Genomic DNA, 25,138 nt, shown 5'->3' on the forward strand with positions numbered 1-25,138 from the left:
TCAATTTACCCGTTAGCGAAAAAGGTTTTCAACATCAGAATCAGACAAGAACAACCATACAAGCCAGCGCACGTGGAAGCCACTGCTTTGAGGCGTGAGCACATGACCAGAGCGATAGATTTCTTTATGGACATATACGAATTACTCGAAATAATTAAATTACGGACTGGTATGTATACCAGTGTAGAGACCCTATCTCATATACGCTCTTTCATAAATGGCTATAATTTTGCTCTTAAAGATAATCAAGATTTAAATGACTCCCACAATAATTTTAAAGGTTTCCATGACTTTGTTGCACGTAAGTATGGTTTTTATGAATCAACTGCTGGATGGGCAAATATGATTCTTGCTGTTGAGCTAGGCCATGATCCTCAAAAAATTATATGGTCTGATTTTGACGCTGCTGCTACAAATGTTCATCATAAAAATTCAATAGAAACTTTTTACCAACTACTAGATGAATACAGAAGAACCTAAAAGTCACTTGCTTCAAAAGCTGGAATCGCAACAGATTGCTCACCGTTGCGGTGGACATTAAATTTACGGAAAGAGTATGCCTTGGACACAGTTAGATAGCTCTGATATAGATAGATTTAAAGAACTAAAGAAGGATTTTAGGCGTGAGTATGGCTTTTCTTTTGAAAAGAAAACGAAATACTTTATCGACGAAAACCTAGGACCGTATGGAGTCGAGCTTTTAAGAGATTGGGGATACAACGTTACAGATGTATGGGAAAGTAATCTCGTAGGGAAACCAGATGAAAATATCTGGAGATATTGCCAAACGGAACGAAGAACAATTTTAACACACGATGATGACTTCTTGGATAACAGGATATATCCACTCAGAAAAAGTTTTGGAGTTGTTGTTCTACCTCATAAAGACAGCAACGATCGCGGTCTAATGGATAAAACAGCACATCTATGTAGTTTTCTATCAAATGGTGTAGGGCTAATATACCAGACCAAAATCATAATTCGAGAAAATGGTCATTGGGAGAAATTTTATTTAGATCAAGCAGGAAAGCTAACAAGCACTGTGTATGATCTTAATGACCGAAACCATGTATTTAAACTGGAAAAAACTTAATGAGTACGTGCAGCTAACCAAGCTGCTTGGTTGCTTCGAGGACTGATGCGGGCGGTAAGTCTTATGCAAACTATCGAATCAAAGAAGTGGAGCTACGTCTTATACAAGGACTCCAACGATTATTACTTGTCAGTAATGTGTGGCTCAGTTGGCCTATATGAAGTGGCAATACATCTCAACGAGGTAGAGTCTCAACACTACTTTGAGCGAGGCAAGGATTACATTTCCAAGCTAGCTACAAGCATCAAAAATAGCCCGTCTAGCTACGACTTTCGTAATATAAAAGACTTTAGATCTATGGCGAACGGGGGCGTCAGACTTGCCCCATGGCACGCCAATGATGAAAGCGTTCCATAGTCCCGACCAGGTTATCAACGATTCCCCCCCCCCCCCTGTGTCCGTTCCTTTTCCACACGTATATATATTTCCTCACGGTACACGGGCAGGGATCTGGGAGCACGTATTCCTATCTTCACCTGATTACCCTTAACTTCCAAGACTGTAATTGAGACATTAGCTCCAATCCTTAAGTTTTCACCAGTCCGGCGCTTTAAGATCAACATAGTTATTTCCTACTGATACTCAAACCATGGCTAGACCTTCTCTGATGGAAGGCTGAGAAAGTAACGTTGTGAGGAAATACGGGGTGGTGCGCGGGAACGGTAAGCGTAGAAGAAGAAAAGGCAGGCACAACGCTTCCAGAGCTTGGGGAATCGCCCCAAGCCGCTGAATGTACTCCACTTTATTGAAGACGAGCGGGTTTCTAGCGTATGATCCATATAGCCATTTTGATACTGTGTTTATCAATTTGGTTAGCTGGCCCCTGGTGTTGCTGCACCTTGGGTCAGCGCCTTTTACTTGCTCTTACGTCACGCTACCGTTCTCCTGTGAAAGGGTGGTTCTTTAGAAAATTCCTGGATCTCTTGATTCTCTCGAATCCCTTTGGTCTTTGGTCATCGGCCTACAAAAGGCCACCCAATTCCGGCCAAAATACCAATAATTATCTATCGATTTTACGCAGCTTTGACACTAAAACAAACTGAATAAATTCCAATAAGATCATTTTTGTGCCTATATTTTTGTTCGTTTGTGCTTGAAAACTTTCAGTTGGCAAAGATTGCGCTCTTCACCAAATCTCACGTTTTAATTAGAAAATTAATAGATCAACAATACCGCCACTAGAAATAACTTTCTTGAATCGATAAGAATTTTCTCTCGAAAGTCTAAAAGTATCTTGCAGAGCTTAAAGGCATTGGATTTAATTTCTGACATCTAACTTATTGATTTTTATAGATTTATGCCGTTGTGCGAGAGAAGTAATATGCCTTGTATTAGCATCAGCACTTACTTATCAGCTGATTGATATATTTTTCTGTTTAAGATGAGTGTCCATTCTTGGGATAAGTTGACTAATGATATGATACAGCTTCTTTTGAATACACCGTTAAACAAGACAGATTATGGAAGACAACAGGATTTGGGTGGATAAACTAGTTCTAGATTGGAATGTGCGTTCACAAAGCTCTTCGGAAACTAGCCATAAGGACCGAATGCGGGCTTATGAACTGTGGAATCATGCCGAGTCTATCCTTAACTCTAATAATGATGAGTTGCACCGAGTTGACGCGATTTCAACTTTGAAACGTTGTTTGAATCAGCGATTAAAGTTCATTGAGTACGTATATGGCTTTAGAGAGATATCCTTAGAATTATCCCCCAAAGGATATTTAGAGCTTCTTGAAACATTTAATCTAGTTCGACCTCTTATGTTGAAAAAGCTTATGACTGTCAGGAATGACATTGAACATAATGATGCTGAGCCTCCAAGTATTGAACGTTGCATGGAGTTACTTGATTTATCTTGGTATTTTCTCAAGTCTACTGATGGTTTTTTAGCATGGAGGCAAGATGACTTTATATATTATGATGTAGATGATGACGGCAGAGAAACACAATACTGGATAAATGTGACGGTTGATTTCGACCTTAATCATAAATTCAATGTTAGAGGTTGGGTTCCTAATGAAATCGTAGCTATAGAACCTTTTGATGGGGCGGTAGAGTTATTTGTAGATTCTATTGGTAAAAACAAGGATAGGTGGCCAAACAAGAGCATCCATGGCGATAAGCTGGATAGCGATATCTATTTCAGTGGTATATTAGGAGAAAACAGTAAGTTCAAGCATCAAGTATTACGGGATGCTTTGAGCATATTTTAGTGTTTATCAAACGTAATTTTGAGCCACCATAAAGAATACTTGAGGGCTACTAGTTTTAATTGTTGGTAGCCCCACGAAGTTCTGAATTAGCTTTGTAGCTATGAGAAGGTGGTCAAAACTCTGTGTCAGCCAAGCAGCTATAGACTGATGTATTTCTCCAAGCGATTTGGAAAGCGGATCGCTAGCTGTGACAGTGTCAGATTCCGATTTTGAATCGGGTGTGTCCAGCGTTCGGAGGCTTTTAGTATACCGGCGTAAAGAAGCTTCAGTGTTTTGCTGGCGGATTCTGGAGAGGTCACCCTGGAAGTGACCGCCCTGGATGTAATCAGCACATTGGCAACAACACCAGATGGCATTATCGGTGGTGAAACGATTCCACATACGGTTACCAATGGCGTGATCACAGTCACCGATGTACCGAAGCGATGTCAGCATCTGCACAAACCCTAATGGCCAACTCCGGCGATGCTGACAACGACTGCATGCCCGATGCCTTCGAGCTTGCTCATAAACTGAACCCCAACAGTGCTGCTGATGCCAGCCTCGATAGCGACGGCGATGGTATGAGTAACCTGGAAGAGTTTGCCCGGGGAACAGACCCCTATTACCTGCATGGAGATCTCAGCAATGACGGCACGGTGGATCTAGTGGATGTCATCACCGTGAAACGTATCGCCATGGGGCTGGAGCAGGCCAGCGAAGATCAATTAAAAGCTGGACACGGTGATGTCAATGCCAACGGCAGCATCGATCTTGGCGACGTCATTGTTATTGAGCGCCTCGCCATGCGTGCCCAGAAAATCAATAAGAAGTAGGGAAAGGGAAAGGGAAAGGGAAATGAAAACTCTAATTGCGAAATTTTTTGTCGTATCGGCCTTACTCACCCTGCTAACCGGATGTAAGGAAGAAGCACTCACAGCCACGGTGCGTACCGGAGACGCCTATCCTCGCGAAGAGATTATTCATGTCCTCCCAGAATCAGAAAAGACCTGCCCGCATGATGGTGCTGAACTGAAACTCATTGGCAGTGAAGATCACGAGCAGTTGGACATCATTCCAGCACAGATCAAGGTGTTACGCCATAAGCGTTTGAAGTACGCATGCCCCCGTTTGCGATCAACACATTGTCACCGCCAGTAAACCCAAGCAGCCCATTGAAAAGAGCATTGCCAGCCCTGGTTTACTTGCCTACATCGCTGTTAAAAAATATTGTGATGCATTACCACTCTATTGGCAAAGTGCAATTTTGGAGCGAGCCGGCTTTATTCTAGATCGCAGCAACCTGGCGAACTGGATGGTGCGCGTCGGAAAGTTGGTCCAACCACTGATTAATCTGCTGGTCGATCATCTACATCAGCAGCAGGTATTACATCTCGACGAAACCACCTTACAAGTTCTTGATGAGCCAGGAAAAACTGTGTAAAGTAAAATCTACCTTTGATTAATGGCTACATTTAAGGATAATCCTGCAACCGTGTTCCACTATGCCCCGACACGAAGCCAGAGTGTTCCAGTTGAGCTACTCAATAAATCTGTTCCGGGCATCATGGTGGATGGGTATGAGGCCTGTCAAAACGCCTGCAACCAATATGGGATTCTACGCCTTGGCTGTCTAGCGCATGCAAGAAGAAAATTTGTGGAAGCCTAAAAGCTACAACCTAAAGGAAAAACAGGTAAAGCTGATCAAGCATTAGCTTATATTCAAAAGCTTTATGTGATTGAAAAGAAAATTAAAAACGAACCGCCTGATAAACGTTTTGAGTATCGATAAACACAAGCAAAACCGATTCTCGAAAAATTAAAATCGTGGATGGAAAAAAGCTTATTGAATGTTCCACCAAGTACAGCCATTGGTAAAGCGCTTGTCTATCTGAGACACCAATGGAATAGGCTTGCGGCCTACATTGAGGACGGTCATTACTCCATTGATAATAATCTTGCGGAAAGCGCAATCCGTCCCTTTACAGCGGGAAGGAAAAACTGGCTATTTTCAAAAAGCCAAGCGGGAGCAAAAGCGAGCACGAATCTATATTCACTTGTTGAGACGGCTAAGGCAAACAACCTTAATCCGTATGGCTATTTAACGCTTTTTTTAAAGAACTCCCCAATGCCAGTTGTGTTGAGGGGATTGAAGCATTATTGCCTTGGAATATGGAGCTTGGCTAGAAGGTGCTTGGTTCAACGCTTACAGTGAATAGATACAGTCCATCAGTTTCTAAAACCTATTGTAAACGAAACCTAGTTTTCATTGAAATATGATCTCAAGCAGAAAAGATATACGAAAACAGAATGTAACGTCTCCTCTAATGGTGTTACCAAAGTAGTAATACTTTATAAATATGAGTTTTTTTGGGTAAGACATATACCCTTTGAATCAGGAGAAAAGCATGTCAACGCAGAGACAATCGTCACAGGAAATTCTTTGTATCCAGGTTGGTGGCTGTGGTAATCAGGTCGGAGAGGTTTTTTGGGATCAATTGCGCCAGGAATACGGTATCGACAACACTGGCACGATAGTGGATACTTCCTCAATTTCTAGCGAACTGTTAGAAAATATCGAGGTTTTTTTTAAAAAAACGAGTGATGGTAAATACTTGCCTAGAACCATAAATGTAGATCTAGATCCGGCCACTCTGGATAGTCTAAGAGCTTCTTCTATCAGCAAACTTCTTTTGACAGATAACTACTTTTTTAGCACAGAAGGTACTAACAATAACTGGGCAAAAGGGTTTTACACCAAGGGTGCTGAACTCATAAATGAAATTATGGCAGGAGTTAAAAAAGAACTGGATGCCTGTGCGAATCCTCAGGGAGTAATCCTGTTTCATTCATTGGGTGGTGGTACCGGTTCTGGTCTTGGTAGTTTAATTTTAAGCAAAATTAAAACAATGAACCCCGATTTATGCTGTGTGACTTATTCGGTATTTCCTTCTCCAAAAGTATCTGATGTTGTCGTTGAGCCTTATAACGCGACACTCACGATACACCAGCTGAGCAAACATGCAGATCTTGTGTTTGTTATCGACGCGGGTGCAATTTTCAGCATGATGCATTTCGTTCTAAAGAACAAAAATCCGAAATCTTCAGATTTTAGTTGGACTATCGCCAATATTATTCGTGATTCAACCTCTCCCCTTCGGCTGGGGTATAAACCGTGGGTATTGCGAGATATAGTTGCACAAATGGTCAGCTACCCGGGGTTTAATTTTGTTATCTTTGGTGGAGCACCGATATATCCTGAGGAAGCAATTGGTAAGCTGAATGTAAGGATTAACGAAATCGCCGTGCAGGCAATATCCGACATAAATAATATGACAGGAACTGATTTCGTTAATGGTAAAATACTAAATTCCCGATTAATCATTCGCGGCAATACAACAGACCTTGAAGTTTACCAGGAAAGGGAAAGAATAAAGTCCCGCCTAGACAGTGAGTTGGCACAATGGATACCAAATAACTTCGGAACATCCCATCTTTCCACGCCAACTACGCATTCAAAAATAAGTGGAATTTTTATTGCTAACTCAACGGCAATTAAATCTTTGTTTCAGAGAATTTCTGAACATTTTCACGAGATGTATTCACGAAAGGCATTTTTGCACTGGTACAAGGGCGAAGGGATGCATCAAATGGAGTTAGAAGCCGCGAATGTGACCGTTTTAAACTTGATTTCCAAATATGAAGAAGTAGAAAAAATTGTCATTGAAAATCAAGGTTCTGGTCCTGGCTCAGGTACGGGCTCCCCTGAAGAGGAAGAATAGTTTTCGAGTTTAGAGCTTGAGAAAAGATAAAAAATTATGGGACATTAAACATGGCAAACGAAATTATAAGTATTCATATTGGTGGGGCTGGTTGTCGAATTGGCTTGAGTTTCTGGGATTTACTTCGCAGAGAATCGGGTTTGGATACGCAGGGAAAACCAACCGGGGAAATAAGTACTAAGGCATCAGAAACATTATTTCAGGAAACTGGGTTTGGGGCCAAGGTTCCGAGAAGCCTATTTGTAGACCTTGATCCACGTACGATTAACGAAGTAAAACAGCATGAGATGGGGGCACTCTTTCACGAGGATTATTTAGTTTCCGGTGATAGCGGTACTGGCGGAGTCTATGCAAGAGGGTACGAGCAAGGAAAAAAAGTCATAGATACCGTGTTCGATAAAATCCGAAAAATAGAAGATAACTGTGATTCTATTCAGGGATTCATGATTTTTATGAGTACTGGTGGTGGGACCGGAGCGGGTTTAGGGGCTTTAATCCTGGAGCAACTAAGGCAAAAATATCTGAAAATACCGCGTCTGGTTTTTGCGGTTTATCCTTCAGCTTTAGAAGCGAATGCAACTTCGCCATATAATTCACTAATGTCAAGTCATAAGCTTCTGCGTGATGCGGATATGACAGTGGTGCTAGAAAACAGTACTTTCAAATATCTTAGAGATTCCCATTCACAACAGATAAACGAAAATAACAAGATTGCTTGTATTATCTCTGATGTCACAGCGCCCATTAGAGATCAGAATGGGGCATATAAAAGTATTCGTGAATTAATTGATAATCTTGTGCCCTTCCCTCGCTTTAGCTTTATGCTTGCAGTTCATGAAGCTATTGATTCCAGTCGCTTCGGTGCAGATAATTCCGCACAGAGATTAAGCGAGTCAGCCTTCGATCCGAGGGATTTTATAGCGAGTATTCCTGATTTCAACTGGGATACTGACAAATATCTGGGAATGGATTTTATTTTCTGGGGTAATCTTAATACAGAGGCCATAAACTCCGCGATGACCTGGTTTAATTTGAAATATGCAGGACAGTTTAAACATTGGTTTCCTGGTCAAATTCGATCAAGTCTGCATTCTTCTGTCAGGCCAGTGTTTGACCATGTCGACCGAGAGGATGCCACGGTAACAATACTTGGAAATAATAGCGGAATAATGAAGTTTTTTGACACGAATGTAATTCAGCCAGCCAAGCTTATACGTACGAGCGGTGCATATCTACATCAGTACTATGAAGCAGGAATGGTAGCAAAAGATTTTGATGATGCATTTGAAAATTTTAACTTTTTGCTTAAAGACTACTCAGATGCAACAACACCAGCGGTTGACGAGAAAGAGGAAGAGAAAGAATAAAATATTTTTCTAAAAAATACGGGCATCTGTTTTCCGTGCAAGTTAAGGGGCTGCTTCGGGTTTTTTAAACTTAACGCCATACAAGTACGCGTTTTGATAGTCGTATGTATTTTTATGTCGAGGTCGGTGTAACTCTGTGGAATGTCATTGACTCATCGCTTACGCTTTAAGATCATCCTACTGATACTCAAACCATGGTTAGACCTTCCCTTATGGAAGGCTGAGAAAGTAACGCTGTGAGGAAATACAGGGTGGTGCGCGGGAACGGTAGGCATAGAAAAGAAAAGGCAGGCACAACGCCTCCAGAGCTTGAGGAATCGCTCCAAGCCGCTGGATGTACTCCACTTTATTGAAGACGAGCGGGTTTCTAGCGTATGATCCATATAGCCATTTTGATACTCTGATTATCAATTTGGTTAGCTGGCCCCTGGTGTTGCTGCACCTTGGGTCAGCGCCTTTTACTGTCTCTTACGTCACGCTACCGTTCTTCTATGAGAGGGTGGTTCTTTAGAAAATTCCTGGATCGCTTGATTCTCTCGAATCCCTTTGGTCTTTGGTCATCGGCCTTCAAAAGGCCACCCAATTCCGGCCAAAATACCAATAAATATCTATCGATTTTACGCAGCTTTGACACTAAAACAAACTGAATAAATTCCAATAAGATCCTTTTTGTGCCTATATTTCTTAATGTGCATACTGCGAAAAATTTCAGTTGCCTATAGAAAAGGGAGAATGGATGAGTACTCTTCACTGACTCTCATATTAAATTCAAGAAACAATAGATCATCAATACCGCCACTAGAAACACCTTCCCTGTATCTATGGGAATGATCTCTCGATAGCCTAAGTATCTTGCAGGCTTTTAGGTTATTGCTGTGGATTTTTAGTAGCTACCCTATTAGCGGAGGCAATGCTGTTTTCATCAAGTATTTAAGATAAGGTTATTCGGTACGGTGGTAAATATTTTCGAATACATTGACCCAAAAAATTAATAAAGTACTCTGCTTTAACAGATCATTTGAGCGGATATCATCCATCACACTTTTTTATACTGTCCTTAGATGCAGCTCAACCTCTGGCGATTTATTGTACTGTCACCACCAATGATCAAGAGCAGCTTCACATATTCACAGCAACATATAGCCTAACTTGCTGATTTTTTAATGGTTTACACCTGTGATCAAAAGGAACAAAATAACAAGATATATTGCGGCCGCAACATATCCACTAGGGTAATTTCGCACCGGTAATAGCTAACGTGCTGATTTATCTGTTTTTTCCTGATTAGAGTGGCTTTCCACTCTGGGGATATGCTTACAAGTGATATGATGCATCTTCTTTTGAATACACTGTTAGGGCCTAAGAGGATTCGAGTTATGGAGCCAAAAGAAGTTGTTCAAGCTTGGGTAGAAGCCTTTAATAAAGCTGATGTAGATCAGATAGTGAGCTTCTATTCTGACGATGCAATTAACCATCAAGTAGCTAATGATAAGGTGGTTGGTAAAGAAGCAATTCGGGCTAGATTTGAAGAAGAATTTACCTCGGCAGAAATGGTCTGCATTGTAGAGCATATCTTTCAAGATGGAGATTGGGCAATTTTAGAGTGGAGAGACCCTCTAGGTTTGCGTGGATGTGGTTTCTTTCAAGTCCAATATGGAAAGATCGTATTTCAAAGAGGGTATTGGGATAAGCTTTCTTTTCTAAAACAACATGGTTTGCCAATCCCCCAAGAGTAATTAGCATGGTAGCCCTAACAAGCAGTAGCAACGGACTGTCAAACCAGTCACTCAAATTGTTGCGCAATTACTTGTAGCTTTGCCGGCCGCTGTGCTGGGCGTTAAGAATCATGGAGGAATTTATGCCTATAACGGGCGAATGTTTCTGCGGAAACATTCAATATAGAGTAAATGGAAAGCTTCGAGATGCAAAATCTTGCCATTGCTCTCGATGTCGCAAGGCATTTAGTGCGCAAGCATCTGTATCAGCCTTTGTAGATCCAGATGAATTTGAGTGGCTTTCTGGCGAGTCTCTCTTAACCTCGTTTGTCGGCAAGCATGGGGATGGCTTACAGTTTTGTAAAACTGTGGATCTACACTGCGCACTATACATAATGGTAGGGTTTTCCAAGTCACCTTAGGATGTTTTAACGGATCACCAGATATCAAAATAAGCCAACATATTTTCGTTGGCTCGAAAGCAAATTGGGAAGTTATACCCGAAGGTGTGCTTCAGTTTCACGAAGGTCAAGAGTAAAATTTTTAACAAGCACAATCACACGGATCTAATTTTCGCTACGCTCCAATTTGTCATGTATTGCGGGCGTTATATTCCACCTAACTTCAATCCCGCCTGTTGGCGACACGCTTGCAATAATTTTGTAACGGAATTCTCGTTACCTATGATTCTTGCTATGGCTACCGCACCAATGAGCATTGCAGTTACTGACAAAATATCATCTTCGTCGCAATCAACATAGCTTTTAGCATATTCCAAAATTGCTTTGTTCATGCCATCGTAGACATTTGCATAAGTTGCTTTTGTTTCTTCATCATGCATGGCTATGTCCGTAGCCAAAAATGCAAGTGGACATGGGTATTCACCCCGCACATGCTCTAAGCTAAGGTATCCATCAAGCAGTTGGCATAGCCATGCCTTATCGGTGGTGCCATCTGGCTTAAGTTCGGCAAGTTTAGTGCCATTGACTGCAAATTTTAAGGACTCGCGATACAACACCGCCTTGCTGTCAAAGTGAGCATAAAACGCTCCTCTGGTGAGTCCGCAATCATTCATCACTCCATCCACTGTAACGCCATCAAAACCCTTGACCGTAAAAAGCCTGAACGCGCTTTCAAGAATTCGTCTACGAGTAATTTCCTTATGCTCTTTTGTATAAGGCATGAGTTCTTATGTGCCTACAATTTAATATGATCTGTATCATATATTATATGTCGTTTAACATGTAGCTTTATCTTAAACCGAAGAAAATAAAATAAATGAATATAATCAACGGTTATATTTCACGGAGATGCGAAATTGAATAAAATAAAAGGCGGCTGTCATTGTAGTTCTGTAGCTTGGGAATTTGATCTTCCTATTAAGACAGTAGTGAAGTGTCATTGCTCTATGTGTAGAAAGTTACAAGGCTCTGATCACAGTACATATGCTGTTGTTCCAAAAGAACAATTCTCATTATCTAAAGGTGAAGACTCGGTTATCAGTTACCAAGCTACCGAAAAATCATACAAAAATTTCTGCTCCACATGTGGAACACCAACTCACCTTATTAACGGGAAGCATTTCCCGGACGATTTTGTTTTACCACTAGGTATAATTAAAAATTATACTGATGAGCTAGCACCACAAATCCAAGTGTATACCTCAGAAAAACCACCTTGGTCGAACATCCATGATGATGTGCCACTATTTAGCTAAGGATATAAATCGGGTAGCCGGTAGCTTCTAGCTACCGGCCCCACACCACCCATCGTGCGGTTCTGCAATGGACAGTTCCCTATCCGCAATAAATTTCTACCCAACGATAGTGTCGAGCAGGTCTTCATTTGAGTCGAGTGCCATGTCAGTGCGCTACCTCAACTTTATATCCGATTGGAAAACTATCGGTAGGCTAGCCCTGTCTTTTAACTCATGGATTTAGGTTCAAGCCTTCACCATGACCAAGGTAGTAATCTTGGCATTAGGCTACTATGCTGTCGGCTGAGTTCTGCCAAATCACTTTGGTGCGGTGCTGCTCGCAAGAAGGTGGACCTCTGTTGAATAGCCGTATTTGTCTGTTGATGTCACACCCCTTTGAGCTTTCCAGGCCCTGGCGTTCAGCGGTGCTATCCCTGTACTCTAAATACAACTCTCACCTACGATCTGGTAAGATCGCTTACTTTTTTTAAGTATAGAATGGACGATGAGAAAATATATTTTATATATCTGGTTACTAATTTCCTCGAGCAGCATATGTGCGGAAGTGTTCAATGTTAAGACTGAACCAGGTAACGGAAGCCGCATCAAACAAGTGGCGATATCTTGGAATATCCCGTTTGATAAACCTTATGGAAAACTCAGCGAGGTTCAAAAGAAAAGATTCACTTCCATATATGAAAATCTGAATGAAGGCGATGAGCCTCCATTTCCTGTTAATGGGCTTCAGGAACTCTATATGCCTATATATGCTGGGCATAAAAAGCTATTGAAAAAAGGGAAATTACATATCATAGCTTTAATTGATGAAGAGGGTAAGGTAGAGAGTATTTCTGTATTCGATACTCCGAGCGAGCTTATGACTAAATTAGCAATTGTGGTATTGAGGGAGACCGAATTTAAGCCCGCTAAATGTTCGGGTTCACCGTGTAAAATGGATTTTCCATTGTTTATGAATCTGAAAGTGAGGTAGCAGAAAATTAAATCGGGTAGTCGGTGGTTTCTAGCTACCGGCCCCCACACCACCCATCGTGCGGGTCTGTAATGGGCGGCTCCCTATCCGTAATGAATTTCTACCCAACGATAGTGTCGAGCAGGTTTTCATTTGAGTCGAGAGTCATGGCAGTGCGCTACCTCAACTTTATATCCGACTGGAAACATATCGGCAGGCTAGCCCTGTCTTTTAACTCATGGATTTAGGTTCAAGCCTTCACCATGACCAAGGTATTAATCTTGGCATTAGGCTACTATGCCGTCGGCTGACTTCTGCCTAATCACCTTGGTCATTACTGACCAAGGTGCTGCTGTGTTCCACCACTTTGTTCTACCCCCGCGATGGTGGTTAGCGGGTTGGGCCTACTTATGAGTCAGCAGCAGCAAGTTAAACAGACCTCCCCAGATAAGAACGTGAACTTTCACTACACAACTGCATCATTTACTCTACCCATTAGATCACATGGCTTCGGCGTCCTTGGCTACCTCGCCTCTAGGCTAAGCCTTATATGATGTTTCTGTTTGTCAGCTCGTAGTTTTGCCAGCGGCATCCTCCCCCCAAAGACCTCACGGTATTGCAGTTGCCATTCGCTAGTAGTTAGCATTTAATGGAATGCCATTAAATGGTGATCTTCCTACAGGGGACTTTCACCCTATTAGTTCACGCCTATGCTGGGCGTACCAAGTGCCTGCAATCTGATCTCCGGTTGCTGTCACCTTTTTTGCCACAATCCCGGCAAAAAGGCGCTAGTAGCCTCCGGCGATTGAGGCGAGCGTATCTTTCATCGTAATTGGCGCTATTTATTATGCTCTTTAAGGGATCGTGTAAATGTAACCGTTGGCGGGTTGAAGTTCAGTTAGCTGGACCGCTCGAAGGTTTGAATCCGCGCGTTTGCGATTGTAATTATTGCCAAGCCAACCCGTCACTTATTATAAGTGATCCGAATATGTCAGTGGTTTTCATTGGTGATGGGATTTCAACTAAACAAAATGGTGATCAGCTTGCTAATTTCTACCATTGCAAAGCTTGTAATGAACTACTAGCCGTAGGCTGCAATATAAATGGTCAGCTTCGCGGAGCAGTAAATTCCAATTTATTGCAAGACGTGAATCAACTTGGCAACCCTATTCAAATTCAACCAAGACTGTTGAGTGCCGGTGAAAAGCTTGAACGTTGGGATAAGTTGTGGGGTTTCCTTAATGGGTTTTAAAAACATAAAATGTTAAGGCTGTCGGACCCTTCGGGCCGCAGCTTGAGGCGTTATGAGTCAGAAGTCAGTGCCAATAATGCCTCGGTATTTATATAGGAATTGATATGGCTAGATCTGATAAATTCTGGGATAGAAAAGCAGAGGGGTATGCTCGAAGCCCTATCTCTGATGAGGCAAGTTATCAGAAGAAGCTCTCAGATACCCAGAAATTCTTTACGCCCGATATGAATATTTTGGAGTTTGGTTGTGGAACAGGGACTACAGCGATTTACCATGCTCCGCATGTGCAACATATTGAAGCGGTAGATATATCCGAAAACATGCTCGAGATTGGTCGAACTAAGGCCAGGGAAGCCTGCATCGATAATATTAAATTTACCAGAGGTACTTTAATTGAATTTAATGCTGAGTCTGAGAATTTTGATGCAGTATTGGGTTTAAATGTTATTCACTTACTACCAGATAGAAGAGATGTTTTGGCAGAGGTTGCTAGAATCCTCAAGCCTGGTGGTGTTTTCGTGAGTAGTACTGTTTGTCTAGGTAATTCTTATATACGGTTTATTAAGCTCTTAGCACCTCTGGGAAAATTCATGGGCTTAATGCCCGATGTCTTCATTCTAACAAAATTAAAATTGGCGAAAGAAATTGAAGAAGCTGGATTTATAATTGAAGTTCAATGGCAACATGGCATGCATAATATGGTAGTTTTCATTATTGCGCGTAAAATTGACTCATAATGAGGAATTATATTTAGTCGGGCTTGTATAAAAATCTTACTTGCATTAGTGCTTTTCTTATCTCAATCCGTTTTAACAGAGAATTCGAAAGTTTTTTTTGATTATAAAGATAAATACATTTTGACTGCCAATATTGATCAAGATGTTAAAGTTACGTAATTTGAAGATGCACTTTCTATGAACAGAATCCATTACTCAAAAAACAAGGGATTTAGAATTGGGTGGATGTTCTCATCAATTGCCCCTCGCTTCTGTGGATTGAGTTGGTGGCTCCTCCAATCTACCAGTTCGAGATACTAATCCAGCTGAAAAGGTAGGCCCTTGGGCATAGTTTGGCGCTCGCCAACGAGCATTGGCAATAGATTTTTGGGCTGCCTGCCAATAGCAGTTGCGTGAATCCACTGTTGAATCGAGGTGAAATCAGACTTCCCGGGGGTTTTGGCAATATTGGCCCAGGCAGGATCCAGATCCACATAGGTCATGCAGGCTGCCAGAGCTCGCTCATCCAGCTAAGCCTGAGGCCCCCCCAAATGCGGTCACTGCACTTGTCCTCGGCGTTTGTCTGGCGAGCAATAGACTCATTAAGGCAGCGTATAAACCAGCTGATATCCATCAGCCGCTCTTGCTAAAGGACAATAATCTCATTGAGCTTTTCCATCTCGCTATGATCAAGAGTGTTGCCTTGATCATAGCTTTGGGCCAGTACGCAAGTATTAAAAAGTTCCTGCTAGCGGGTAAACACTGCCGTATCCGACCAAGTTTTGGCTGTCTTAGCATCGATATAGTACACAATATGTTAGTGATTGCTTATCACAGCATAAGCTGCAATATCGAACGCAAAGACACCAGTCAGTTTTTGCACCCTGGTCTCAATTCCCTGGCGTCGGTGCTCATATCCCCCAGATTAAGCATCTTTTCCACAAAGGAACACCTTGTGTACACAGCGGCAGACACCGTGTGTAATAGGGTGTTGCATTGAGAGAGGTTTGTGAGCAGCGAGGCTGGGTCATGGAATAGGGATTTAACGATATTAAATCCAATATTTTTACTGTGGTCTCTGTAATGTGTCAGTGGGTGTGACGCCTTAAAATTTTTCTTGAGTCGGTGTCTATAAATGAAATACTCATACTGACCAACCATTCAGGCGCGTTAATCGACAATACAGGCTTCAATTGTGTCCGATTTTTGTGCATCACTTAAAAAAACTAAAATTTTTTAACTTTTTTTTAGTTTTTCATCCCCCCTCTTATCATTTTCTTGCGTCCTTACTCTAGTTGGGCCTGAGAGAAGGTTGTTTTAGGCCTGCATAAAAATAATAGAGAGATAAGAGAGAGACTCAGTATTATGATGATGAGCCTTCGTAAGCAAAAAAAGTTGATTGCGCAAGCAATCCCCACCGCAAACTCTAGCGATTATTCAACCCCCTGGTACAGTGTGGCGATTGCCTGTCTGGTAATAAGCACCGCACCCGTGACAGCCTTTGCCCAGGAACAACAAGCGGACGAGCCCGGTGACTATTCTGGTTCAGCAATTGAAGAAGTTACGGTTACCGCGCAAAAAATGGAGGAAAGCATTCAGGATGTACCAATTGCGGTTTCTGCATTATCTGGGGATAACATGGATGCTTTAAAGATTGAGGGGGGGAATGAACTGTTGCGGGCCATTCCTAATGTTAACTTCTCCAAAACAAACTTTAGCTCATACAATTTCTCTATTCGTGGGGTGGGTACACAGTCAATCTCGGCCAGTAGTGACCCTGCTGTTGCAGTAAGCTTTAATAATGCCTCTTTAATCAGGAACCGTCTGTTTGAGCAGGAATTTTTTGATGTACAGCGGGTAGAGGTTCTGCGTGGGCCCCAGGGCACATTATATGGCCGCAACGCCACCGCCGGTGTGGTTAATATGTTACCAATTATGCCGGAAGATGAATTTGCCTCAGAAATTGAGATGGAAGTGGGCAATTATAATAGTAAGCGCACCAAGGGTATGTTGAATATACCACTGGGTGAAACTATGGCCTTCCGTTTTTCTGGTGCCATGACCAAGCGGGATGGCTTTGATTACAATACCTATACTGAAAATGATGTTAATGACCGGGATCTCTATTCCACCCGTGCCATTTTTGAATGGACTCCCAGTGATAATTTTAGTGCGAATTTAATTTGGCAGCACTTTGAGGAAGATGATAAGCGGTCCCGTACTGGAAAGCAGCTTTGTACTGCTGATCCAGGTACTACCATGGTTGGAGAGACAGAGGTATCAAGTTTAGGCACAGCACTTTTAAATCAAGGGTGTGTAGCAGGATCGTTATATAACGATGCTGCCTATGGCACACCAAATGGAAGTGGTCTTGCTTATGTTGTAACCGCTCAGGGATTGATTTTTGCAGGGTACCCTCTTTTTAAGGACAATCCGGATTTATCATCATGGCTGGATCCTTATTCGGGGGTTGAGCAGTCAAAGGATTTACGTGAAATAGCCACCAGCTATGATCCAGTTTTTCGTGCGGAAAACGATTTAATCCAGCTGAACTTTGAGTGGGGTTTGGGAGACTCACTGACATTCTATTCTCAAACTACATATGCAAAAGACGATTACTACTCCTCACAGGATTACAATCGTTATGTATCAAATGCACTTTTTTCTGATTCTAATGAATATGGAATAGATCCAGATGTTGCGATTTCGCCAGGGGGCATTTATACCGATCCACAGTTGGGGCCTTCTGACGGTATTCTGGCAGTAGATATTAGCCGATCCGATAACAAACAATGGAGCCAGGAATTCCGCTTACAGACAGCTTTTGATGGTCCGTGGAATTTTGCAGTAGGTGCCAACTACCTGGATTTTAAAACCCAGGATGATTACTTCGTATTTAATAATTTATTTACCATGATTGCTGAATATGTTTACAGCAATTCAACAGATGAGGATGGTAATTTAATTACAGTTAATTGCACCGACCCTACTGATGTTGCAGGCGGTGAATGTATGTATGTGGACCCGAACTCGTTAGATAATATTGATGAAATGGGGCATAACTACTTCCTTAGCCGTAACTTGGTAGAAACTAACTCTTGGGCTGTATTTGGTGAAGCGTATTGGCAAATTACGGACGATGTGAAGCTTACCACAGGCCTGCGCTATACCGATGATGAAAAAACAACCACCCCAGTACCCAGCCAGTTATTACTAGGCACGTATTATGATGAAGAAGACGGTGTTATTGAAACAGGTAGCACCTCTGGTGGCTATACGCATATGGGATACCCTGAAGGGGAGGAGTTTTCCCAGGGTTGGCAGGAGTATACCGGGCGGGCGGTGCTGGACTGGCGTACTGATACCCCGTTTACCGATGATACAATGTTCTACGTTTCTTTTGCCCACGGTTATAAAGGGGGCGGCTCCAATCCACCACGAGCAGAGATTGATCCAGCGCGGGTGCAGTACCAGCCATTGCCTAACACTTTTGAGCCGGAATTTGTAAATTCCCTTGAATTTGGTACCAAGAATGTTTTGCTGGATGGCCGCTTAAATTTAAATGCAACCGCCTTCTATTATGACTATACCGACTACCAAGTCTCCCAGATTGTTGACCGTATCGCATTAAATGAAAACTTTGATGCAGAAAGTATGGGCCTGGAGTTGGAGCTAGCCTGGCAAATGACCGAAAACACCAGGGTGAATATGAATGTGGGCTACCTGAAAACCCGCATTGCAGAAGGGGAGGAATCTATAGATGTTATGGATCGGACCCAAGGGAATGAAGATTGGATTGTGTTACGTCCCAGCTTACAGGTGCCCTCTAACTGTATTGCTCCAGTAGATATAGTTGAACAAGCTCTGACTTTAGTAGGTAACGCTAATCCACTACCTATTTGGGCTCTTTGTGCAGGCTCATCACAGTATGGCAGCTACTCAGATGACATTGAGACGAATTTTTATTGGAATCAATGGATGGATTTAGCATCCCTTGGCTATGAGGACGGTCAGTATAATCCTCTAACTGATGCGCCTAATGGTGGACGTGGCTTTTCTGCAGATCTAGGCGGTAATGAGTTACCGAACTCCCCTAATTTAACGTTTAATCTTGCTGTGGAGCATGTTATTCCATTGGCAGATTGGGAGTTAGCTTTACGTGCCGATTACTATCGGCAGTCAGAGAGTTACGCGCGGGTATATAATACCGAGTATGACCGTTTAAAAGCTTGGGATAACTTCAATGCATCAGTGACCCTGACCCATCCTATTTCGGAATTGCAAATGCAGCTATATGTGAAGAATATCTTTGATGATACGCCTATCACAGGCGCATTTACTAATAGTGATGATTCCGGACTTACGACCAATGTATTTACCCTGGACCCGCGTATTATAGGATTTAGTCTAAATAAGCGTTTCTGATTTTCATATTCCTGGTAAGGCACTAATAGGTCTATAGTGCCTTACTGGGGCTTCAGTTTGACAACACCTTGGTAGTACTGCCAATTTTTAATACTCTTCTTTCTATTTGTGTAAACCATCAAGCATTCGCATAGCGGGCGGTTGATAGTGGTTTGCGGGGCTGGTTATACACCTCTCAATAACACTTACTCTCGACGTTACTCCTAAAACTCCTGAGATCCTCCTGCATTATCTACTCTTTAAGATCTAAAGTAACTCTGAGCCTAAAGTGCAAGTTTATGCAATCTCTCGATAAATAGTTATTGATAAAAAATATCTGAATGTATATTTGTTTTATTCTTGGGATTGCCAATTTCTAGCAGTGAAAGGGTTAGGTTGTGGTAGATGTATTAAAAGCGGAGGATGAGTGATTTAGTTTCGGATAAAAATTAATATTTAAAGATATTCATCCTATGACATTTGGATAAGTGAGAGACTCTCAAATAGAGCAGCCGGTAATTTCTGGCTGCTCTACTTTTGATATCAGACTTTTTAGGGCCACTTAGGGAACAAAAGATACCTGAGGATTGGTGGAGATAGTACCACTTATCTTGCAGTCCAGACCAGTGCCAACATTTGGAAGTACTGCATTATTAAAAGAAAGCTCTCCGGTAGCCTGATTAAAATCACCGGTAAGATCACCAAAGCAATGGCCAGTAACTCCTGACATGTTCACTTCTTGTAGGGTAACGGTATTGTCTGTATTACCTACCATTGTATAGGGTAGACTGTTAAAAAAAATTGCTGGACAAGCGAAACCTTCTATCAGTGACAGGCTGCCCACAGAGGCATTACCTGCTGCATCTATAGTAACGCTGCCGGATAGGTTACAAGCAAAGGTTAAACCTCCAGATACTTCTATACTTCTAGTTCCAACATTTACCAGGCCAATTGTAGCCTGAGGTGACCAGGTATCAGCAGCGGCACCGATGCTGGCAATAACCAGGGTAAGTGCAATAAGAATCTTTTTCATGGTCATTACTTCCTATTTGTAATAGTTAAATTAGATAAAGGGATGAATACGCTGGGTATCCACCCTCTATCAGGTAATGCATCTGCATTAATCATCGCTGGAGAAGCGAATAATTGGGGGCACTAAAACTGTATTAATGTTTATTTCCCAGATCTTCCTATCTCCACTTTACAAGACGTTTCTTCCGCCAGTTTGGGGGGATACAAATTTGAATACGCGTGGTATTTGGTGACAGATATAATCAATTTTAGATGCGAGACTAAATATCGGAAGGGAACAAATATTTTAGGGCTGGGCTTAAAGTGTCAAACTGTGTTGCCTAAAATATAGTCTGGTTATTTTGTAAGTGAATGGTTTATATGTATTTAAAGTAGTGTCTATTGATTTGGTTCTGGATAATAATTAATACTTAAAAATATTCAGCCTGTGATTTTTTGAATAAGGGGGAGGTTCTAAAGCAGAGCAGCCGATAACTTTTGGCTGCTCTCTTTGGATATCAGATTTTTTAGGGCCGATTAGGGTACAAAAGAAGCCTGAGGGTTGGTGGAGATAGTACCTGTTATCTCGCAGTCGGCACCAGAGCCAACAGCTGGAAGCTGTGCTGCATTAAAAGTAATTTCTCCGGTAGCCTGGTTAAAATTACCGGTAATATCACCAAAACAATTACCTGTAATGGCTGTAACGGTCACGTCTTGTAGGGTGACTGTATTGCCTGCATTACCTACCAATGTATATGGCAGATTGGTAAAGTCAACATTGGAGCAAAGGAAACCAGTTGACAGTGACAGGCTGCCCACAGAGGCATTACCTGCGGCATCTACAGTAGCGCTGCCGGATAGAGCACAATTAAGGTCTATACCTTTAGATACTTTTATATTGCCGACATTGGCCAGGCCAATCGCACCCTGCGGTGACCAGCTATCGGCAGCAACGCCGGTGCTGGCAATAGCCAGGGTGAGTGCGGTAAGGATCTTTTTCATGTTAATTATTTCCTATTTGCAATAGTTAAAACAGATAGGGGTGTGAATACACTGGGTATCCGCCCTATCGGGTAATGCATCTGCATTAATCATCGCTGGAGAAGCGAAAAATTGGGTTCACTAGAACTACATTGATCGTTATTTTCCAAATCCTCCCCTCTCCGCTTCTATAAGTCGCTTCTCCCGCCAGTTCGGGGGGATGAAAAATTTTATGCGCGTGGTATTTGGTGCCAGTTTTAATCATTAATTTGTAGACGTGTGGTAATTGATGCCAATTTGAATCATTTTTTATCTGAGGCTAAATATCGGAAGTGCTTAAGCAATCTTGGATAAGCAATTTTGGACACCCATAGATTGGGAGGTCGAAAACCAGGGGAAGATTTGTGCGCCAGTACATCGTATGTGGCACATCTTTCTCAAGGTAGGCCGTGCGCGAAATGATTTTCTGTGAGTCACGGAGGAATAAGTGCGAAGTTCTGGGTAAGATCACCCCTCCCAGATTGAGTATCTTTTCCACAAAGGAACGCCGTGCGCACACAGCGGGAGACACAGTAATAGTATGCTGCTATATTGAGAGAGATTTATCAGCCGTGTGGCTGGGTCATGGGATAGAGATCTGTCTGTTTTAATATCCAGTATTTTTATTGTGGTCTCTGTATTGTGTCAATGGGTATGGCGTCTTAAGCTTTTTCTTTAGTGGGTGTCCAGAAAAATATTTCATGGACAAGAAAGATTTCTGGCACTTGGCCATACAGGTCGCCTCGAAGAGAGTGGGCTATATCAATCCGCAACTGAAAGCTGGCATTGAACCGATTTATAATCGAATTTGGCATGTCACTCGCTGGCTAACACAAGAGCAGTTCCACAGAATCATATACCCTCGTAGACAACTTGCAGGCGCTATAACACAGAATTAGTTACACTCTCGAACCGCGTCAAACTTTTGATACTTCCCCCGAACTATTTCAAGTCATTCCTAATGTAAATGTAATCTGTGGGGACCTCCCCTTCTAGGCAGCGCACCTTTTCAATTCTATATAAGTCATAATCATTGTCGTTCATCCATGAAATAATTTTATTGTAATTTGGATTTTTGTAACCACAGGGGCCTTCCATTTCAATACATATTACTTTTGGGCGGCTCTTAAGCTGCTTGATGACAGTCCATTCAGATCCTTCAGTGTCAACAACCAATCCGTCAATAGTTCCATCGTCAAAGTTATCCCATGTTTCTGCGGCAACTACGATTGGAGTTAGCTTTTCAACTTGACCGTGAGCTTCCCTAGACCTGTAGGGGGAACTGTCCTGCTGACCTAAAAAGGCTGATGCTTCGGCATCAGGGTTATTCTTCGTAATATCTGGAACAATTAATGTTAATTTCTCTTTAGTATCGGATACTGCACACTCATAAATTTCTATATTAGAAAAATTCGAAAAATATTTCCGCAATTCCTTAATACCCTTTGGGTTGGGTTCTATAAGTTGAACCCTGCAATTTGTATCAAAAATCAAGGGCAAGCAAATTAAATGCTCTGGTTTATACGCTCCAACTTCGACTACATGCTTCGCTCGCCCGATTTTCTCTAATAGAATATAGGCAAACTCTTTACTTTCATTTTTCACTTAAAATTTCCACAAACTGAATAATTCAACGAACCCCATTAAGGACTCTAAAATATAAACTGCAGAAGCTACTATTCATATGCCCATAAATCATACAGGATTCTTAAAATTCCAACTTCTCAGTTAATGAGCAACACCTCAATAGAATTTCATCCTATAAAGTCAGCAGAGCTTTGTCAAAACTGAGCTTTTTTAAAAAAGATTAGGACTACAGTTTTAAATTTAGGGAAACCCTGAACAATTCCAAGCCTAAGGAGACAAGTTATCCTTTCGCCAAGCTTACCTATAAACATACATTAAGTCATTTTTACCAAAGTCCTATACTGTAGCAAGCACTACTAATCCCGCCGAGAAAGACCTCTGGCGCTGATGCAATGCCTCCTAGTTTGTGATCATCCGTAAGGGCGCATCGCATCTTGTTACCCTAAGGGCAGTCAGCCAATTCCGCATACTTCTTACTGTACATTCACTGCTTACGGCTGTTTAGCAATGTCAGTAGTCCGGCAATGTAAGGCGCATTTTATAAAAATGGATTCTATGCGTTAGCATGTAGGGGTGGCGCTTGCTGAAAACATCCCTGATGAGATAAGAATTTTTAATTTTCGTCGTCTTCTAGAAATGTATGATATTGGTACTGGTGATGTACTCGAGCTAATTCACAGTATCGACACCGCCATAGAAAACTTCTTTACGGTGGAGAAAAAACCTTGGGGAATTCAGGCTACGCCGAGGCAGGAAATCGGTAAGAGTGGAAAGATAAAGATATGGGGTGACAACAGCACTGAGGGACTATAGTGGCTCCCGTGGCGATATCTAGGGCGAGACGTGGTAGATCTCCGGCACCTGGCTGCGGTCGTCCATACGCATACCCAGGTCGCGAATCAGGCCGTCGCAAATATCGTAGATCCAGCCGTGCAGACTGAGGCGCTGCCCCCTGTCCCAGGCGTGCTGCACTATCTTGGTCATGGCCAGGTTTTGCACTTGCGCCATCACATTGAATTCGCACAGGCGCGCCGCGCGCGATTCCGTATCGAGGGATTCCAGCTCCTGCCGGTGGCGGGCGTAGACATCCTTGATATGGCGCAGCCAGTTATCCACCAGGCCACACTCGCTGTGGCCCATGGCTGCCTGTACACCGCCGCAACCATAGTGGCCACAAACCACTACATGTTCGACCTTGAGCACTTCCACCGCGTACTGTAGCACCGACAGACAGTTGAAATCCGTATGCACCACCACATTGGCAATGTTGCGATGCACGAACAGTTCTCCCGGCGCCATGCCCACAATTTCGTTGGCTGGCACGCGGGAGTCTGAGCAACCAATCCACAGGTACTTGGGTACCTGCAGACGACTCAAGCGCTCAAAAAATTCCGGATCTTGTGTTGTCTGATCCAGAGCCCAAGCGCGGTTGCGCGCAAACAGCTGGCGAATTTCCGCCATCTCAATGTGCCCCCTCGGGGGACAGGTCGAGACCGGAGATCTGTGCACTCTCTACCATTTTCTGCAGGTAGTCACTGGTCATTTGGCGGCGGCGCTTCTCCAGCAGATAATCCCGGATTCGCTCGGCAACATACTCGTACTCCAGCGGGCGGCCCGGCTCGCACTGTTCCACATAAATCAGGTGCACACCGTAGGGGGTCTCCACTGGTTCCGGCACCAGGCCGGCACCCTCCTGGGCAAACACCGCACGCTCGAAGGAGGCCACGGTATCACCGCGTCCCACTTGACCGAGACTACCGCCAGCCTCAGCAGAAGAGCAGGCGGAATGGGACTGGGCCAGGCGCGCAAAAACCTGCAGCGGGTTGGCATCAGTACGGATTTGCTCCAGCAGGGTCTCAGCATCGGTACGGGCTTTGGCACAGGCAGCAGTGTCGTCCGGTGCTGCCGGCAGCAGGATGTGGCGCACCTCAGCTAGGGGATCGGAGCGGAATTTATGCGGGTGGGATTCGAAGTAGGCGCGACACTCGGCTTCTTCCGGTTCACCCACTTGCAACTCTCCCTTGAGCAGGTCTGCTACTGCGCGGTCGAAGGCCTCACTGTGCAGATCCTCATCCGCAGCACACAAGCCCCGCCCCGCGGCGCGTTCACGCAACAGCCAACCAATTACCAGGGCCCGCGCGGCGCGGTAGATAGCCTGGCGCGGCGATTTAGCCGGCTGGTACTGCATTTCCTGATAAATCAGATCTGCGGGTATTTCCCTGCCATTAACGGCTACCGCTTCGGCCAGTTCAAACTCGCGCCCGGCGGCGTCGGAGGTCAGTAATGCACTCATGACTCAACTCCACACTGGGCCCGCTAAGCGGGCC

At 43.1% G+C, this 25,138-nt stretch carries 24 protein-coding genes and 2 pseudogenes; 17 read left to right on the forward strand and 9 right to left on the reverse strand.

Going from position 1 to position 25,138, the window contains the following annotated elements; genetic code table 11:
• A partial coding sequence (locus tag ACCI49_RS01340; RefSeq protein WP_371837172.1) for a hypothetical protein occupies nucleotides 1-480 on the forward strand: 480 nt, incomplete at its 5' end.
• Nucleotides 481-556: 76 nt separating this feature from the next.
• The gene (locus ACCI49_RS01345) at nucleotides 557-1,093 is read left to right on the forward strand and encodes a DUF5615 family PIN-like protein (protein WP_371837173.1); all 537 of its coding nucleotides are present in this window, start codon (nucleotides 557-559) and stop codon (nucleotides 1,091-1,093) included.
• 371 nt (nucleotides 1,094-1,464) lie between these two features.
• Here ACCI49_RS01345 and csrA read toward each other — a convergent pair whose 3' ends face one another.
• Entirely contained in the window at nucleotides 1,465-1,656 is a 192-nt protein-coding gene (csrA, locus tag ACCI49_RS01350) for a carbon storage regulator CsrA (protein WP_371837174.1), read from the reverse strand.
• 897 nt (nucleotides 1,657-2,553) lie between these two features.
• Here csrA and ACCI49_RS01355 point away from each other — a divergent pair.
• Entirely contained in the window at nucleotides 2,554-3,312 is a 759-nt protein-coding gene (locus ACCI49_RS01355) for a hypothetical protein (RefSeq protein WP_371837175.1), read from the forward strand.
• 137 nt (nucleotides 3,313-3,449) lie between these two features.
• Here the strand turns inward: ACCI49_RS01355 and ACCI49_RS01360 are convergent.
• Nucleotides 3,450-3,581, reverse strand: a pseudogene (locus ACCI49_RS01360) (IS256 family transposase); the annotation flags it as partial.
• Nucleotides 3,582-3,585: 4 nt separating this feature from the next.
• On the opposite strand from ACCI49_RS01360, the gene ACCI49_RS01365 reads away from it, so the two are divergent.
• The 8 genes and pseudogenes from ACCI49_RS01365 to ACCI49_RS01400 all read left to right on the forward strand — a co-directional run bounded on the left by ACCI49_RS01365 (nucleotide 3,586) and on the right by ACCI49_RS01400 (nucleotide 10,577).
• The gene (locus ACCI49_RS01365) at nucleotides 3,586-3,762 is read left to right on the forward strand and encodes a hypothetical protein (protein ID WP_371837342.1); all 177 of its coding nucleotides are present in this window, start codon (nucleotides 3,586-3,588) and stop codon (nucleotides 3,760-3,762) included.
• Nucleotides 3,738-4,127, forward strand: coding sequence for a dockerin type I repeat-containing protein (locus ACCI49_RS01370; protein ID WP_371837176.1), 390 nt, complete (start codon nucleotides 3,738-3,740; stop codon nucleotides 4,125-4,127). The genes ACCI49_RS01365 and ACCI49_RS01370 overlap by 25 nt, the downstream gene beginning before the upstream one ends.
• Nucleotides 4,128-4,149: 22 nt before the next feature.
• Nucleotides 4,150-4,452 carry an IS66 family transposase zinc-finger binding domain-containing protein gene (locus tag ACCI49_RS01375; RefSeq protein ID WP_371837177.1) on the forward strand — a complete coding sequence of 101 codons (303 nt, stop codon included), beginning with the start codon at nucleotides 4,150-4,152 and terminating at the stop codon, nucleotides 4,450-4,452.
• A gap of 52 nt (nucleotides 4,453-4,504) precedes the next feature.
• Nucleotides 4,505-5,506 (forward strand): annotated as a pseudogene (tnpC, locus tag ACCI49_RS01380) (IS66 family transposase).
• Between the two features lie 193 nt (nucleotides 5,507-5,699).
• On the forward strand, nucleotides 5,700-7,073 hold the full coding sequence (locus ACCI49_RS01385) for an FtsZ/tubulin family protein (RefSeq protein WP_371837178.1): 1,374 nt from the start codon (nucleotides 5,700-5,702) through the stop codon (nucleotides 7,071-7,073).
• 50 nt (nucleotides 7,074-7,123) lie between these two features.
• Nucleotides 7,124-8,440 (forward strand): tubulin alpha chain, encoded by a 1,317-nt coding sequence (locus ACCI49_RS01390; RefSeq protein WP_371837179.1) that lies wholly within the window; start codon nucleotides 7,124-7,126, stop codon nucleotides 8,438-8,440.
• Nucleotides 8,441-9,816: 1,376 nt separating this feature from the next.
• On the forward strand, nucleotides 9,817-10,176 hold the full coding sequence (locus ACCI49_RS01395; protein ID WP_371837180.1) for a nuclear transport factor 2 family protein: 360 nt from the start codon (nucleotides 9,817-9,819) through the stop codon (nucleotides 10,174-10,176).
• A gap of 122 nt (nucleotides 10,177-10,298) precedes the next feature.
• Nucleotides 10,299-10,577 (forward strand): GFA family protein, encoded by a 279-nt coding sequence (locus ACCI49_RS01400; protein ID WP_371837181.1) that lies wholly within the window; start codon nucleotides 10,299-10,301, stop codon nucleotides 10,575-10,577.
• Nucleotides 10,578-10,762: 185 nt separating this feature from the next.
• Here the strand turns inward: ACCI49_RS01400 and ACCI49_RS01405 are convergent, their stop codons facing one another.
• On the reverse strand, nucleotides 10,763-11,338 hold the full coding sequence (locus tag ACCI49_RS01405) for a TetR/AcrR family transcriptional regulator (protein WP_371837182.1): 576 nt from the start codon (nucleotides 11,336-11,338) through the stop codon (nucleotides 10,763-10,765).
• A 135-nt stretch (nucleotides 11,339-11,473) separates the two neighbouring features.
• Here ACCI49_RS01405 and ACCI49_RS01410 point away from each other — a divergent pair, with 135 nt between their 5' ends.
• The 4 genes from ACCI49_RS01410 to ACCI49_RS01425 all read left to right on the forward strand — a co-directional run bounded on the left by ACCI49_RS01410 (nucleotide 11,474) and on the right by ACCI49_RS01425 (nucleotide 14,810).
• Nucleotides 11,474-11,872 carry a GFA family protein gene (locus ACCI49_RS01410; RefSeq protein ID WP_371837183.1) on the forward strand — a complete coding sequence of 133 codons (399 nt, stop codon included), beginning with the start codon at nucleotides 11,474-11,476 and terminating at the stop codon, nucleotides 11,870-11,872.
• 484 nt (nucleotides 11,873-12,356) lie between these two features.
• A complete protein-coding gene (locus ACCI49_RS01415; protein ID WP_371837184.1) occupies nucleotides 12,357-12,842 on the forward strand; it encodes a hypothetical protein in 486 nt (161 codons plus the stop codon).
• A gap of 967 nt (nucleotides 12,843-13,809) precedes the next feature.
• Nucleotides 13,810-14,073, forward strand: coding sequence for a hypothetical protein (locus tag ACCI49_RS01420; RefSeq protein WP_371837185.1), 264 nt, complete (start codon nucleotides 13,810-13,812; stop codon nucleotides 14,071-14,073).
• 104 nt (nucleotides 14,074-14,177) lie between these two features.
• Nucleotides 14,178-14,810 (forward strand): class I SAM-dependent methyltransferase, encoded by a 633-nt coding sequence (locus ACCI49_RS01425; RefSeq protein ID WP_371837186.1) that lies wholly within the window; start codon nucleotides 14,178-14,180, stop codon nucleotides 14,808-14,810.
• 296 nt (nucleotides 14,811-15,106) lie between these two features.
• On the opposite strand, the gene ACCI49_RS01430 is transcribed toward ACCI49_RS01425, so the two are convergent.
• Nucleotides 15,107-15,292, reverse strand: a complete 186-nt coding sequence (locus ACCI49_RS01430) for a hypothetical protein (protein ID WP_371837187.1) — start codon at nucleotides 15,290-15,292, stop codon at nucleotides 15,107-15,109.
• Nucleotides 15,293-16,154: 862 nt separating this feature from the next.
• On the opposite strand from ACCI49_RS01430, the gene ACCI49_RS01435 reads away from it, so the two are divergent.
• Nucleotides 16,155-19,214: a TonB-dependent receptor gene (locus ACCI49_RS01435; RefSeq protein WP_371837188.1), complete on the forward strand. Its 3,060-nt coding sequence runs from the start codon at nucleotides 16,155-16,157 to the stop codon at nucleotides 19,212-19,214.
• A 541-nt stretch (nucleotides 19,215-19,755) separates the two neighbouring features.
• Here ACCI49_RS01435 and ACCI49_RS01440 read toward each other — a convergent pair.
• The 3 genes from ACCI49_RS01440 to ACCI49_RS01450 all read right to left on the reverse strand — a co-directional run bounded on the left by ACCI49_RS01440 (nucleotide 19,756) and on the right by ACCI49_RS01450 (nucleotide 22,829).
• Nucleotides 19,756-20,226, reverse strand: coding sequence for a PraA/PraB family alkane oxidation protein activator (locus ACCI49_RS01440; protein WP_371837189.1), 471 nt, complete (start codon nucleotides 20,224-20,226; stop codon nucleotides 19,756-19,758).
• A 515-nt stretch (nucleotides 20,227-20,741) separates the two neighbouring features.
• Nucleotides 20,742-21,206: a PraA/PraB family alkane oxidation protein activator gene (locus ACCI49_RS01445; RefSeq protein WP_371837190.1), complete on the reverse strand. Its 465-nt coding sequence runs from the start codon at nucleotides 21,204-21,206 to the stop codon at nucleotides 20,742-20,744.
• Nucleotides 21,207-22,166: 960 nt separating this feature from the next.
• On the reverse strand, nucleotides 22,167-22,829 hold the full coding sequence (locus ACCI49_RS01450) for an FkbM family methyltransferase (RefSeq protein ID WP_371837191.1): 663 nt from the start codon (nucleotides 22,827-22,829) through the stop codon (nucleotides 22,167-22,169).
• 555 nt (nucleotides 22,830-23,384) lie between these two features.
• On the opposite strand from ACCI49_RS01450, the gene ACCI49_RS01455 reads away from it, so the two are divergent.
• The gene (locus tag ACCI49_RS01455) at nucleotides 23,385-23,624 is read left to right on the forward strand and encodes a hypothetical protein (RefSeq protein ID WP_371837192.1); all 240 of its coding nucleotides are present in this window, start codon (nucleotides 23,385-23,387) and stop codon (nucleotides 23,622-23,624) included.
• 18 nt (nucleotides 23,625-23,642) lie between these two features.
• Here ACCI49_RS01455 and can read toward each other — a convergent pair whose 3' ends face one another.
• Nucleotides 23,643-24,272, reverse strand: coding sequence for a carbonate dehydratase (can, locus tag ACCI49_RS01460; protein ID WP_371837193.1), 630 nt, complete (start codon nucleotides 24,270-24,272; stop codon nucleotides 23,643-23,645).
• Nucleotide 24,273: 1 nt separating this feature from the next.
• The gene (locus ACCI49_RS01465) at nucleotides 24,274-25,104 is read right to left on the reverse strand and encodes a peptidylprolyl isomerase (protein ID WP_371837194.1); all 831 of its coding nucleotides are present in this window, start codon (nucleotides 25,102-25,104) and stop codon (nucleotides 24,274-24,276) included.
• Nucleotides 25,105-25,138 lie beyond the last annotated feature (34 nt).

The organism is Microbulbifer epialgicus (assembly GCF_041447265.1).
In the GTDB taxonomy this organism is placed as follows: Bacteria; Pseudomonadota; Gammaproteobacteria; order Pseudomonadales; family Cellvibrionaceae; genus Microbulbifer; species Microbulbifer epialgicus.

Excerpts from the sequence above, each read along its gene's own strand:
- ACCI49_RS01345 (WP_371837173.1), top strand. The coding sequence starts at position 557 with ATGCCTTGGACACAGTTAGATAGCTCTGATATAGATAGATTTAAAGAA.
- csrA (WP_371837174.1), bottom strand. The coding sequence starts at position 1,656 with ATGTTGATCTTAAAGCGCCGGACTGGTGAAAACTTAAGGATTGGAGCT.
- ACCI49_RS01355 (WP_371837175.1), top strand. The coding sequence starts at position 2,554 with ATGGAAGACAACAGGATTTGGGTGGATAAACTAGTTCTAGATTGGAAT.
- ACCI49_RS01370 (WP_371837176.1), top strand. The coding sequence starts at position 3,738 with ATGTCAGCATCTGCACAAACCCTAATGGCCAACTCCGGCGATGCTGAC.
- ACCI49_RS01375 (WP_371837177.1), top strand. The coding sequence starts at position 4,150 with ATGAAAACTCTAATTGCGAAATTTTTTGTCGTATCGGCCTTACTCACC.
- ACCI49_RS01385 (WP_371837178.1), top strand. The coding sequence starts at position 5,700 with ATGTCAACGCAGAGACAATCGTCACAGGAAATTCTTTGTATCCAGGTT.
- ACCI49_RS01390 (WP_371837179.1), top strand. The coding sequence starts at position 7,124 with ATGGCAAACGAAATTATAAGTATTCATATTGGTGGGGCTGGTTGTCGA.
- ACCI49_RS01395 (WP_371837180.1), top strand. The coding sequence starts at position 9,817 with ATGGAGCCAAAAGAAGTTGTTCAAGCTTGGGTAGAAGCCTTTAATAAA.
- ACCI49_RS01400 (WP_371837181.1), top strand. The coding sequence starts at position 10,299 with ATGCCTATAACGGGCGAATGTTTCTGCGGAAACATTCAATATAGAGTA.
- ACCI49_RS01405 (WP_371837182.1), bottom strand. The coding sequence starts at position 11,338 with ATGCCTTATACAAAAGAGCATAAGGAAATTACTCGTAGACGAATTCTT.
- ACCI49_RS01415 (WP_371837184.1), top strand. The coding sequence starts at position 12,357 with ATGAGAAAATATATTTTATATATCTGGTTACTAATTTCCTCGAGCAGC.
- ACCI49_RS01420 (WP_371837185.1), top strand. The coding sequence starts at position 13,810 with ATGTCAGTGGTTTTCATTGGTGATGGGATTTCAACTAAACAAAATGGT.
- ACCI49_RS01425 (WP_371837186.1), top strand. The coding sequence starts at position 14,178 with ATGGCTAGATCTGATAAATTCTGGGATAGAAAAGCAGAGGGGTATGCT.
- ACCI49_RS01430 (WP_371837187.1), bottom strand. The coding sequence starts at position 15,292 with ATGACCTATGTGGATCTGGATCCTGCCTGGGCCAATATTGCCAAAACC.
- ACCI49_RS01435 (WP_371837188.1), top strand. The coding sequence starts at position 16,155 with ATGATGATGAGCCTTCGTAAGCAAAAAAAGTTGATTGCGCAAGCAATC.
- ACCI49_RS01440 (WP_371837189.1), bottom strand. The coding sequence starts at position 20,226 with ATGAAAAAGATTCTTATTGCACTTACCCTGGTTATTGCCAGCATCGGT.
- ACCI49_RS01445 (WP_371837190.1), bottom strand. The coding sequence starts at position 21,206 with ATGAAAAAGATCCTTACCGCACTCACCCTGGCTATTGCCAGCACCGGC.
- can (WP_371837193.1), bottom strand. The coding sequence starts at position 24,272 with ATGGCGGAAATTCGCCAGCTGTTTGCGCGCAACCGCGCTTGGGCTCTG.
- ACCI49_RS01465 (WP_371837194.1), bottom strand. The coding sequence starts at position 25,104 with ATGAGTGCATTACTGACCTCCGACGCCGCCGGGCGCGAGTTTGAACTG.